Origin of the sequence: Exiguobacterium sibiricum 7-3 (assembly GCF_000620865.1) — a bacterium.
Lineage (GTDB): Bacteria > Bacillota > Bacilli > Exiguobacteriales > Exiguobacteriaceae > Exiguobacterium_A > Exiguobacterium_A sibiricum_A.
The window spans coordinates 1,108,080-1,119,737 of sequence record NZ_KK211190.1; the positions used below are offsets into that span (position 1 = coordinate 1,108,080).

10 protein-coding genes are annotated in these 11,658 nt (G+C 51.5%); all 10 read left to right on the top strand.

The genetic code is table 11. The features are described from left to right. Nucleotides 1-137 precede the first annotated feature (137 nt). The 10 genes from pyrR (at nucleotide 138) to pyrE (ending at nucleotide 11,601) form a co-directional block, all read left to right on the top strand. Nucleotides 138-668, top strand: a complete 531-nt coding sequence (gene pyrR, locus P402_RS0106520; RefSeq protein ID WP_012370818.1) for a bifunctional pyr operon transcriptional regulator/uracil phosphoribosyltransferase PyrR — start codon at nucleotides 138-140, stop codon at nucleotides 666-668. A gap of 51 nt (nucleotides 669-719) precedes the next feature. After that, the gene (locus tag P402_RS0106525) at nucleotides 720-2,036 is read left to right on the top strand and encodes a uracil-xanthine permease family protein (protein WP_026827947.1); all 1,317 of its coding nucleotides are present in this window, start codon (nucleotides 720-722) and stop codon (nucleotides 2,034-2,036) included. Between the two features lie 138 nt (nucleotides 2,037-2,174). Next, nucleotides 2,175-3,074, top strand: a complete 900-nt coding sequence (locus P402_RS0106530) for an aspartate carbamoyltransferase catalytic subunit (protein ID WP_026827948.1) — start codon at nucleotides 2,175-2,177, stop codon at nucleotides 3,072-3,074. 1 nt (nucleotide 3,075) lies between these two features. Next, nucleotides 3,076-4,347 (top strand): dihydroorotase, encoded by a 1,272-nt coding sequence (locus P402_RS0106535; protein ID WP_026827949.1) that lies wholly within the window; start codon nucleotides 3,076-3,078, stop codon nucleotides 4,345-4,347. Continuing rightward, complete coding sequence (locus P402_RS0106540) at nucleotides 4,340-5,428, top strand: carbamoyl phosphate synthase small subunit (protein WP_026827950.1); 1,089 nt, start codon at nucleotides 4,340-4,342, stop codon at nucleotides 5,426-5,428. Before P402_RS0106535 ends, P402_RS0106540 begins: the two co-directional genes overlap by 8 nt. Then, nucleotides 5,421-8,633 (top strand): carbamoyl-phosphate synthase large subunit, encoded by a 3,213-nt coding sequence (carB, locus tag P402_RS0106545; protein ID WP_026827951.1) that lies wholly within the window; start codon nucleotides 5,421-5,423, stop codon nucleotides 8,631-8,633. The genes P402_RS0106540 and carB overlap by 8 nt, the downstream gene beginning before the upstream one ends. Beyond that, on the top strand, nucleotides 8,630-9,361 hold the full coding sequence (locus P402_RS0106550; RefSeq protein WP_026827952.1) for a dihydroorotate dehydrogenase electron transfer subunit: 732 nt from the start codon (nucleotides 8,630-8,632) through the stop codon (nucleotides 9,359-9,361). Before carB ends, P402_RS0106550 begins: the two co-directional genes overlap by 4 nt. Continuing rightward, nucleotides 9,358-10,287, top strand: a complete 930-nt coding sequence (locus P402_RS0106555) for a dihydroorotate dehydrogenase (RefSeq protein ID WP_026827953.1) — start codon at nucleotides 9,358-9,360, stop codon at nucleotides 10,285-10,287. Before P402_RS0106550 ends, P402_RS0106555 begins: the two co-directional genes overlap by 4 nt. Beyond that, nucleotides 10,262-10,960: an orotidine-5'-phosphate decarboxylase gene (gene pyrF / locus P402_RS0106560; RefSeq protein ID WP_026827954.1), complete on the top strand. Its 699-nt coding sequence runs from the start codon at nucleotides 10,262-10,264 to the stop codon at nucleotides 10,958-10,960. The genes P402_RS0106555 and pyrF overlap by 26 nt, the downstream gene beginning before the upstream one ends. Then, nucleotides 10,957-11,601 (top strand): orotate phosphoribosyltransferase, encoded by a 645-nt coding sequence (gene pyrE, locus P402_RS0106565; RefSeq protein ID WP_026827955.1) that lies wholly within the window; start codon nucleotides 10,957-10,959, stop codon nucleotides 11,599-11,601. Before pyrF ends, pyrE begins: the two co-directional genes overlap by 4 nt. The last annotated feature ends 57 nt before the right edge of the window (nucleotides 11,602-11,658 follow it).

Below are 11,658 nucleotides of genomic sequence, written 5' to 3' on the forward strand. Positions count from 1 at the left end.
AACGAGTCCGGAGAGGCTACGAAAGGGAGACATTTCATTTGTGTAGATACGTGTAGCGTGAGCTGCCCACACTTATTGTCTTCAACAACCTCCTGCGACTTTACGCAGGAGGTTTTTTTTGCAGAAAGGAGCAAGTGATGAAACCATCCGTCATTTTAGATGAAGCAGCAATCAGTCGGGCGCTGACACGCATCGCCCATGAAATCATCGAACGTAACAAAGGAATTGATCAACTGATGATCGTCGGCATCAAGACACGCGGGGAGACACTCGCCCGCCGTCTGGCCCGCCGGATTGAGGAGATTGAAGGTAAGCCGGTCCTGCTCGGTGTCGTTGACATCTCAATGTACCGCGATGACTTATCGAAAAAAAGTCTCGAGCCGGAAATCAAAGGTACGGACATGCCGGAGACGGTGACAGGAAAAATCATCGTCCTGGTGGATGATGTCCTATACACCGGACGCACCGTCCGTGCCGCAATGGATGCACTCGTTGATCACGGTCGTCCGAGTATGATTCAACTTGCTGTCCTCGTCGACCGGGGACACCGGGAACTTCCGATTCGACCAGATTTCATCGGCAAGAATGTCCCGACATCACGTGAAGAACAAGTTGTCGTCGCCTTATCTGAAGTCGATGACGCCGATCAAGTATTTATCAAACGTTAAACACAAATACCTTTAACGTGGTCCAGAGAGACCAGAAAGGGAGTTATCCTTATGAAAACCCACACAGCGATTCTTGATGTACAAGAACGGCCAAAACACCCCCTCCAGTGGCTGATGCTCAGCCTTCAACATGTCTTCGCGATGTTTGGCGCGACGGTCCTTGTTCCGTTATTGACGGGATTAAACACATCCGTTGCCCTCGTCGCAAGCGGAGTCGGCACTTTGATTTTCCTCGCCGTCACACGCTTTAAAGTCCCGACGTACTTAGGTTCAAGTTTTGCTTATATCGTTCCGATCATTGCCGTCAGTGAACGCTGGGGAGTGGAAGATGCGCTTGTCGGCGGAATGGTCGCAGGGCTGGTCTACGGAATCGTTTCTCTCGTCATCACGTATACTGGTGTCGGTTGGCTGATGAAACTCTTGCCACCGGTCGTCATCGGACCTGTCATCATGGTCATCGGATTATCGCTTGCTCCAACGGCCGTCAACATGGCGATGAACGGGGCGGATGGGAAGTACAGCGGTACATTCCTACTTGTCGCCTTGACGACACTTGCTGTGACCTTGCTTGCGATGACGTACTTCAAAGGGATGTGGAGTACAGTGCCGATCCTGTTCGGTATTCTGACGGGATATCTTGTCGCCGTCGCTGCGGGAATCGTCGACTTCACGTCACTGAAACAAGCGAGCTTTTTCCAAATTCCGAACTTTACGGTACCATTCCTAGATTACTCACCAACTTTGAACTGGGCCGCACTTGCGCTCATCGTCCCAGTCACACTGGTCACATTGACAGAACACATCGGAGAACAAAAAGTGACATCACGGATTATCGGGCGCGAGACGCTTCTTGATCCGGGGATGCACCGGACGGTTCTCGGAGACGGATTGGCGAAGACGATTGCCTCAATGCTCGGCGGTCCACCGGTGACGACGTACGGTGAAAACAACGGCGTCATGGCCATTACCCGTGTATACAGTGTGTTTGTCCTCGGAGGCGCAGCCGTTCTTGCCATCAGCTTCGGATTCCTCGGCTATGTCGAAGGGTTCATCAAAACGATTCCGACACCTGTCATGGGTGGCATCAGTATCCTGCTGTTCGGCGTCATCGCTTCGAACGGTCTGCGGACACTCGTTGAAAGTAAAGTTGATCTTGCAGATAAACGCAACCTGACAATCACTGCTGTCATCCTCGTCATCGGAATCGGCGGAGCTGCCTTGAAAATCGGCAACTTCTCGCTCGAAGGCATGGCATTAGCAACGATTTTGGGTGTCCTCCTGAATCTGGTCTTGCCAAAAACGAGTATCGAAGTCGCAGAACACGAACAAGAAACACCACAACCGAAACGAGCAGCTAACGACTTTTAAGACGTTCCAGAGAGAACGATAAAGTGGAGGCCCTTCAGAAACAGATGGCGACATCTGTCTTCTTCAGCGCACCTTCACATCAGAAGGTGCGCTTTTTTGCGGCCCAAAGGAGAGGAAAACATGCAGACACGACAACGGATTGGCCATTTTACGAGTCTTGACGAGCTATCGACAAATGAAATCGAACGATTGATAAAGCGGGGACTGCAACTGAAACAAGGCGCACCCGTCCAACCGCTGCCGACGAAAACCGTCGCTAATTTGTTTTTCGAACATTCGACACGGACTAAATGTTCGTTTGACATGGCAGAATATCATCTCGGACTTCACGTCCTGCCGTTTGAGACAGCAACCTCATCCGTTCAAAAAGGTGAAACGTTACTCGATACATGTAAGACGTTACAGGCAATCGGAGTCGATGCACTCGTCATCCGTCATGGAGATACCGGTTATTACGAACAGTTACAACAGCAGTTGTCGATTCCGATCATCAACGCCGGGGACGGTAGCGGACAGCATCCCTCACAGTCATTACTGGATTTGATGACGATGTACGAGGAGTATGGTCATGTCAGCGGAAAAACGATTGTCATCTGTGGTGATCTCCGGCATAGCCGGGTCGCACGGTCCAATGCGCAAGTCTTACAACGTTTAGGAGCGACCGTCATCGGTTCCGGACCAAGGGAATGGTTTGATGAGACGATGGGAATCACTTACCGGGAGATGGATGAGGCAGTGGCAACCAGTGACATCATCATGCTGCTTCGGGTCCAACATGAACGGCACGTGGATAAGCATTCGTTTGCAGCAGACGAGTATCACGAACGGTACGGGTTGACGGAGGAACGAATGAAATGGATTCGACCGGACGCAATTGTGTTACATCCCGCACCGGTCAACCGGGGCGTCGAAATTGCCGAAGAACTGGTCGAACATCCGCAATCGCGTATCTTTGATCAGATGACAAACGGTGTGTTTGCACGGATGGCGATTTTAGAACGGGCTTTTGAGACCTCAACGACAAAGGAGACGAGATAAGATGGCAATTCGAATTGATCATGCAACATGGTATAAAAATGGGGAACGGCAAGAGTCGAGTATTCGCATCGAAGAGGGTGTCTTTACGGAGCTCGATGCGACACCAATCGAGACGGATCAAGTGATTAATGCCAAAGGTTACACTGTTGCACCGGGTTTTGTGGATATTCACGTTCATTTACGCGAACCGGGCGGCGAACATAAAGAGACGATTGCAACAGGAACGGCAGCAGCGGCAGCAGGCGGATTTACGACGATTTGTCCGATGCCGAATACGCGTCCGGTTCCGGATGACCGAGAGACGCTTGACGCCCTCTTTAAAAAGATTGAAGAGACGGCATCTGTCCGTGTTTTCCCTTATGCGGCGATTTCAAAAAATCAGCTAGGGCAGGAACTCGTCGCATTTGAACAACTGACCGATGCCTTTGCTTTTACGGATGACGGAGTTGGTGTCCAAAGTGCCGCTGTCATGCGGGAAGCGATGACATGCGCCGCCGCCGTCAATAAAAGTATCATCGCCCATTGTGAAGATGATTCGCTTAAGGCAGGTTGTGTCCATGAAGGGACATACAGCCGACGAGAAGGATTACAAGGGATTCCGTCACTGGCAGAAAGTATTCATATCGCCCGGGATGTCTTGATTGCGGAAGCGACCGGATGTCATTATCATGTCTGTCATGTCTCGACGAAGGAGTCCGTCCGGGTAATCCGGGATGCAAAACGGGCAGGTATTCGGGTAACGGCGGAAGTCACGCCACATCATCTTGTGTTGACGGAGGACGATATCATGGGACGCGATCCAAACTTCAAGATGAACCCCCCACTTCGGAGCGAAGCGGATCGCCAAGCGTTGCTTGAAGGTCTGCTGGACGGAACGATTGATTGTATCGCAACCGACCATGCCCCGCATGCAGCAGAGGAAAAAGCACTCGGGATTGAGCGTGCACCGTTCGGGATTACAGGATTTGAGACGGCATTTCCTTTGCTGTATACGAAATTGGTTGAACCGGGCATCTTCACGCTTGACCAGTTACTGGATTGGATGTCGCGTAAACCCGCTGACTTGTTTGACTTACCATTTGGACGAATCGAAGTCGGAGCACCTGCCGATTTAGTCTTACTCGATTTAGAAACAGTTCGGACGGTCGAACCGGATCAGTTTCTGTCGAAAGGAAAAAATACACCGTTTCGTGGTGAACAGTTGACGGGTTATCCGGTATTGACGCTCGTCGGTGGAGAAATTGTATTTAAGGGGGAAATGACACATGTCTAAACGGACGTTGATTTTAGAGGATGGAATGGTTTTTGAAGGAGAAGCGTTTGGTTCGAGCGAGGTGACAATGGGGGAGGTGGTCTTCCAAACAGGCATGACCGGGTATCAAGAGATGTTATCCGATCCTTCCTACTGTGATCAAATGATTGTCTTAACCAATCCATTGATCGGCAACTACGGCATGAACCGCGATGACTATGAAACGACCCGTCCGCTTGCGAAAGCACTGATCGTCCGGGAAGTCTGTCATACCCCATCGAACTTCCGCTCCCAGACGTCTCTTGCAACGGCTCTAGAAGAATTCAATATTCCCGGTTTAACGGGAATCGATACCCGTCAGTTAACCCGTCACCTGCGTTCAAAGGGGGTTATGCGGGGACTGCTCGTGGATGGCGCGTACGATTTGTCCGAGCAACTGGAACGGATTCAACAGATGACGCTTGCGACCGATCAGGTCAAACGGGCTTCGACGGAACGCGCCTATGTCATCCCGGGTGCCGGCCCACGGATCGTCTTGGTTGATTTCGGTGCCAAACTCGGGATTATCCGGGAGCTCGTCCGACGCGGATGTGAAGTCGTCGTCGTCCCGCACGACGTGACGGCGAAGGATGTCCTGCGTTACGTACCGGACGGTGTCATGTTGTCGAACGGTCCTGGAAATCCAAAAGATGTCCCGACCGCGATTCCCTTAATTCAGGAACTGACCGGTCAAGTCGTCATCTTCGGAATCTGTCTCGGTCATCAATTGATCGCCTTAGCGCATGGGGCAGATACGTTTAAGTTACCGTTTGGTCACCGGGGAGCAAACCATCCGGTCGAAGATCTTCAAACGGGACAAGTCAGTATCACGTCACAAAATCATGGTTACGCCGTTGAAGAACAGTCGCTGGCCGGGATGAATCTCAAACTGACACACCGAGCAATCAATGATGGGACTGTCGAAGGAATCCGGCATACGACCCACCCCGTCTTTTCCGTCCAATATCATCCGGAAGCTTCTCCCGGACCGATGGATGCCAATGATTTATTTGATCAATTTTTAACAGAAATCACGAACCAACAGGAGGTCTCTCATGCCTAAACGTCAAGATATTCAAAAGATTCTCGTTATCGGATCCGGTCCAATCGTCATCGGACAAGCGGCAGAATTTGATTATGCCGGAACACAAGCCTGCCAAGCCTTAAAAGAGGAAGGGTACGAAGTGGTTCTCGTTAACTCCAATCCAGCGACCATCATGACGGATCCGACAGTAGCGGACCGCGTGTACATCGAACCGTTACAAGCAGAGTTTGTTTCCCGGATCATCCGGAAAGAGCGTCCCGATGCGTTACTTGCCACTCTCGGCGGACAAACGGGACTGAATCTCGCTGTTGAACTGGATCGGTTGGGTGTTCTTGCCGAATATGACGTTGAACTGCTCGGAACGAAACTGACGGCGATCGAGGAAGCGGAAGATCGTGATTTGTTCAGAAAATTGATGTTCAGACTCGGACATGGCGTTCCGGAAAGTGAGATCGTGCATACGGTCGAAGAAGCCGAACAGTTTTGTGCGAAAATCGGTCTTCCGATCATCATTCGACCAGCGTACACACTCGGCGGAACCGGTGGCGGCATCGCTGAAACGATGGATGAGTTCATCCGGATTGTTGAAGGCGGACTCAAAGCCAGCCCGGCGACACAAGTTTTACTTGAAAAATCAATCGCCGGGATGAAAGAAGTCGAATTTGAAGTCATGCGTGATGCGACGAACCAGGCAATCATCGTCTGCGCGATGGAAAACTTTGATCCGGTTGGTGTCCATACAGGTGATTCGATCGTCTTTGCCCCGACACAAACATTATCTGACCGCGATTATCAGATGATGCGTAATGTATCACTCGATATCATTCGTGCACTCGGAATTGAAGGCGGATGCAACATTCAGTTCGCACTCGATCCGGTCAGCTTCACGTATTATGTCATCGAAGTGAATCCGCGCGTCTCCCGTTCTTCGGCACTGGCTTCGAAAGCGACGGGATATCCGATTGCCAAACTGGCTGCTAAAATTGCCGTCGGGTATGCCCTGTCCGAGTTGAAGAATCCGATTACGGAAACAAGTTTTGCTTCGTTCGAACCGGCACTCGACTATGTTGTCGCCAAGATTCCACGGTGGCCGTTTGATAAGTTTGAATCAGCTGACCGGACCCTCGGGACGCAGATGAAAGCGACGGGCGAAGTCATGGCCATGGGACGGACGATGGAGGAAGCCTTGTTGAAAGCCGTCCGTTCACTTGAAATCGGCCAATCCGATTTACACATGACACGTTTTGCCGAAATGAATGAAGCTGATCTGCACCGTCATATCATAAAAGCGACGGATGAACGATTGTTTGCCCTCTATGCGGGCATCGAACGTGGTTATACCGTCGAACAGCTGCACGAATGGACAAGCATCGACCGGTTATTCTTAGAAAAACTGCATCACATCCACCGAATTGAACAAGATATCGTCAAGAACGGATTGACACAGGAACGCCTGCGTCATGCCAAACGTTATGGCTTCAGTGACCAAATGCTCGCCCGGATCACGCAACAAACCGAGACAGCTGTGCGGTCTATCCGCAACGAAGCAGGACTGCATCCGGTCTATAAAATGGTTGATACGTGTGCAGCGGAATTTGCATCCGACACACCGTATTACTACGGTACGTACGAAGTTGAAAACGAAGCGGCACCAACGACACGGCCGTCGATTCTCGTCCTCGGTTCCGGACCGATCCGGATCGGGCAAGGGGTGGAGTTTGATTATGCAACGGTCCACTCGATTCAAGCGATTCGTGAAGCGGGATATGAAGCCATCATCGTCAACAATAACCCGGAGACGGTCTCAACTGATTTCTCGATTTCCGACCGATTGTACTTTGAACCCTTGACGACGGAAGATGTACTCGAAGTCATCCGAAATGAGAAGCCAATCGGGGTCATCGTGCAGTTCGGCGGACAGACGGCAATCAATTTAGCTGAATCGCTGGAAGCGGAAGGGGTGAAAATCCTTGGAACGGCGCTAGAGGATCTCGACCGGGCAGAAGACCGGAAACAGTTTGAAGCAGCCCTGACACAGCTTGAAATTCCGCAACCTCCGGGGAAAACTGCCGTCACGGTAGCTGAAGCGACAGACGCGGCAAGCGAACTCGGATACCCGGTTCTCGTCCGCCCGTCGTATGTCCTTGGTGGACGCGCGATGGAGATTGTGTATGGACAACAGGAACTCGAACATTATATGAAACATGCCGTGATTGCCTCGCCGGAACGTCCGGTTCTCGTTGACCGTTATTTGACTGGAATGGAACTTGAGGTGGATGCGATTTGTGACGGAGAAGATGTTGTCATTCCGGGCATCATGGAACATATCGAACGGGCCGGCGTCCACTCCGGGGATTCCATCGGGGTTTATCCGCCGCAACGGGTACCGCAAGCAATCAAGGATTTGATTGTCGATTATACGACACGGATTGCCAAAGCCTTCCGGATCAAAGGATTGCTTAATATCCAATTCGTCTTTGCAGACGGAGAACTGTATGTGCTCGAAGTCAATCCGCGGGCAAGCCGTACCGTCCCGTTCATCTCAAAAGTCACGGGCTTACCGGTTGCGCGCCTCGCGACGAATGTCATCTTAGGGGATACGCTTGCGTCTTACGGATTGACGAGTGGCGTTTTACCGGAAGAAGAACTGGTCTCTGTTAAAGTGCCGGTCTTCTCGTTTGCGAAGCTGAAGGAAGTCGACCCGTCGCTCGGACCGGAGATGAAATCGACCGGAGAAGTCATTGGAACGGACCGGACACTTGAAAAAGCACTTTATAAAGGTTTGCTTGCATCCGGTATGGCGATTCCGGAACACGGTCGGGTCTTGCTGACGGTTGCCGATCAGGATAAACAGGAAATGCTGGATCTCGCCAAACGCTTTACAGCACTCGGCTTTACACTCCTCGCCACGGCGGGAACTGCCAGTGTCTTGGCGGAGAACGGTCTGCGTGTCCAAGTCGTCGGTAAGCTCGGTTCGGAACAAGGATCGATGCTCGAGTGGATTGAAAAAGCGGAAGTCGAATACGTCATCAATACAATGAGTCGGGATTCGCAAGTCACGAAAGACGGCTTCATCATTCGCCGGGCGGCAGCAGAAAATAATGTCGTCTGCCTGACATCTCTTGATACAGCCGAAGCCTTGTTACGGGTCATTGAAAGTCTGTCCTTTGAAGCCAGCGCCATTCAACCGTTCGACTATATGAAAAAGGCGGTGACTCGATGATTCAACTCTTGACGGTCGTGACACGACGACAAATTGCTTCAGGCGCGACAGAATTAGTCTGTCGCCGCCCTGATGCGACGTCCATCGAACCAGGTCGGTTCATGCATTTACGGGTCGGTCCGTTATTACGTCGCCCGATCTCAATCGCTAACGTCGAAGGAGATTTAATCACGTTTTTGTTCAAGGAAATCGGTCAAGGTACAAAAGAACTGGCGCGTCTTCGGGCAGGGGATCAAATCGATGCGCTCGGTCCACTCGGAAACGGGTTTCCGGTCGAACATGTTGCGCGTGATGCCAAAATTGTTTTAGTCGGGGGAGGCATAGGGGTTCCGCCGCTTTATTATACGATGCGCCGATTGGTTGAACGGGGAATTGCCTGCGAAGCGATTTTGGGATTCGATACAGCAGACAGTGTCTTTTATGAAGACGAGTTTCGAAAACTTGGTCCGACGACCGTGACGACCATCGATGGGACAGCGGGAATCCAAGGATTCGTGACCGCCGCGCTCGACAGCAACCGGTTCGATACACTGTTCGCCTGTGGACCGGAACCGATGTTACGCTCGATTCAACAGGTTCCAATCGAACATAAGTTTTTATCGATTGAAAACCGGATGGGGTGCGGCATTGGCGCCTGTTTCGCTTGTGTCTGTCCGACACCTGACGGACATTATGTCAAAACCTGTTCCGATGGTCCGGTCTTTCGGGCAGAAGAGGTGATCCTATGAACCGTCTGCAAGTGGTCTTGCCCGGTCTGCATTTAAAAAATCCGATCATTCCGGCGTCCGGATGTTTCGGATTCGGTGAAGAGTTTGCCAAACTGTACGATTTATCGATGCTTGGCGGCATCATGATCAAAGCGGCGACCGGAGAAGAGCGGTATGGCAATCCGACGCCGCGGGTTGCAGAGAGCGGTATGGGCATGCTGAATGCGATCGGTTTACAAAATCCAGGTGTCGACGGAATCATCGCACAGAAATTACCGTTTCTCAGTCAGTTTGATACAGAAATCATTGCGAACGTGGCCGGCTCGACACCAGAAGAATATGAGGAAGTCACAAGACGGATCAGCCGGGATCCGGTCGTTAAAGCAATCGAGTTGAACATCTCCTGTCCAAACGTCAAGTCCGGCGGGTTGCAGTTCGGAACGGATCCGAAGATGGCGGCTGAGCTGACACGGCGCGTCAAAGCGGTTTCCGAAAAACCGGTCTATGTCAAATTATCTCCGAATGTCACGTCGATTGTTGAGATGGCCCAAGCAGTTGAACAGGCGGGTGCGGATGGACTGACGATGATCAATACACTTGTCGGGATGCGGATCGACGTTCGGACCGGTCAACCGATTTTGGCTAACCGGATCGGCGGATTGTCCGGACCAGCCATCAAACCGGTTGCCATTCGGATGATTCACGATGTCGCCCAAGTCGTCTCGATTCCGATTATCGGGATGGGAGGCGTCATGGAAGTGGATGATGTACTCGAGATGATTTACGCAGGCGCGTCAGCGGTAGCAATCGGAACGGCTAATTTCGTGAATCCGTTCATTTGTCAGGAACTGATAACGGCATTGCCGAAACGAATGGACGAGTTAGGCATTGAACACATTTTGGACATCAGGGGGAAAGCATATGGAGCAACTTTACATCGCGCTTGATTTTGAGTCAGCCAACCAAGTCGAACGATTTTTAGAAAAATTGGCACCATACCGTCCGGCAGTCAAAATCGGGATGGAGCTGTATTATGCGGAAGGTCCCGCTTTTGTCCGGCATTTGGTCAAACAAGGACATGCTGTTTTTCTCGATTTAAAAGTCCATGATATTCCAGAAACGGCCCGGCGGACGATGCGGATCATTGGTCAACTCGGTGTTGAACTGACGAACGTCCACGCAGCAGGTGGAAAAACAATGATGCAGGCGGCCCTTGCAGGATTACGCGAGACGTCGGCCGATACACGGTTAATTGCCGTCACACAGCTGACATCGACTGATCAAGCGATGTTGACCGACCTGATGATTCCACACACGATGGACGAGGTAGTTGCGCATTATGCCCGCGAAGCCGAACAGTCCGGTCTTGACGGAGTCGTGTGTTCCGCTCTCGATACGACACACATCAAGACCATCTGTCAACCCGGATTCCAACTGGTCACGCCGGGAATCCGGCCAAACGGGACGGCAGCAAATGATCAAAAACGGATTGCGACCGTGACGGACGCCGGGCGAAACGGGGCAACGGATCTCGTCATCGGACGTGCCATCACACAGGCAGAGAATCCGAAAGTTGTCTATGAAGCATTACTCTCAGAATGGAAGGGGATCACATCATGAATCAACTAGCAAAAGCTTTACTCGAAATCGAAGCGGTCACGTTAGCACCGACGACACCGTATACGTGGGCGAGCGGGTTACGGTCACCCATTTATTGTGACAACCGATTGACTTTATCCAGTCCGGCCGTTCGGACGCTGATTGCCGACAAATTAGCGGAACGCATCCGCCCCTTAAACGTCGATGTCATCGCCGGGACGGCAACAGCCGGCATTCCGCATGCGGCGCTCGTCGCAGAACGACTGGGTCTTCCAATGATTTATATCCGCGGAAGTGCGAAAGGACACGGAAAAGGAAATCAGATTGAAGGACGATTGCACGCCGGACAACGTGTCATCGTCATCGAAGATTTACTATCGACCGGGATGTCTTCAATTGAAGCCACTCAAGCAGTTGAAGCAGCCGGGGGAACCGTCGTCCGGATTCAAGCCATCTTCTCTTACGGCATGACACGACTGAAGGAAAACTTAACGGCAGCCGAAGTGGAGGCGGATGCATTACTGACGTTCACAGAATTGCTGGAGACAGCTGTCGAGACGGCATACATTTCCAAAGAAGAACAGGACGCTTTACGGACCTGGTCAGTCGATCCGGTGCATTGGAGTGAAACGTTCCTTGCAGTCGCCAAGACAAATGGATGACAGCATTATGAAAAGTGATCCGGGCATGGCGGAAAAGATAAGAATCATCCGTCATGT